The following is a 628-nucleotide window of genomic DNA, read 5'->3' as shown; positions in this document are numbered from 1 at the left end:
AGGTGAGGCGTGTGCAGTTGTCAGGAGACCGCCCTCCCGTCGAAAGGAGGTCGAAGTTGATCAGCCGGCCGGGGTAGTCCGCGAGCATCTTCCAGCCGGTCCGGCGGTACAGCTATCGATCCAGATCCACGGGTAGTTGCGCCGGGCGGGTGGAGCGTGTGAGCATCTGCGACACAACAGATTTCGAGCAGAAGGCGATCGGCGTGATCGTGGTCGTGACGATCGTGTCCACGTTGCACCTGATGTGGCGCAGGGATCGTTCCAGTAGGAAGGCTGCATCGCCGACTAAGTGCTTGGTCATCGGTATTTCCTATTTGTCCATGTCGACCTGCGCGCTCACGGTGCTGTTCTCGACGGCGAGTGCTGTTAGGAGATCTTGCGGCGGTAAGTGGCCATGGCGAAGGTGTAGGCGACGATGAGGATGCCGACACACCAGCCCAGCGCGATCCAGATATCGGTGCCGACCGGCTCCTGTGCGAACAGGTCGCGGATGGCGTTGACGATGGCGGTCGTCGGCTGGTGTTCGGCGAAGGCGCGCACCGGGCCGGGCATGGAGTCGGTGGGTACGAATGCCGAGCTGATGAACGGCAGGAAGATCAGCGGGTAGGAGAATCCGCTCGCGCCATCC

Annotated in this window: 2 protein-coding genes; both read right to left on the bottom strand. The window is 62.3% G+C overall.

All coding sequences use genetic code 11. From position 1 onward, the window contains the following. Window positions 1–112 precede the first annotated feature (112 nt). Window positions 113–301, bottom strand: a complete 189-nt coding sequence (locus tag ACLMAL_RS39720; protein ID WP_412003787.1) for a hypothetical protein — start codon at window positions 299–301, stop codon at window positions 113–115. 65 nt (window positions 302–366) lie between these two features. Continuing rightward, window positions 367–628 (bottom strand): ABC transporter permease (locus tag ACLMAL_RS39715; protein ID WP_412003786.1); only part of this gene is annotated, 262 nt, incomplete at its 5' end.

This window comes from Nocardia sp. CWNU-33 (genome assembly GCF_046764895.1).
Taxonomy (GTDB): Bacteria; Actinomycetota; Actinomycetes; order Mycobacteriales; family Mycobacteriaceae; genus Nocardia.
The sequence above is the reverse complement of the archived record's forward strand: the minus strand, read 5'-3'. Positions and strand labels throughout refer to the sequence as shown.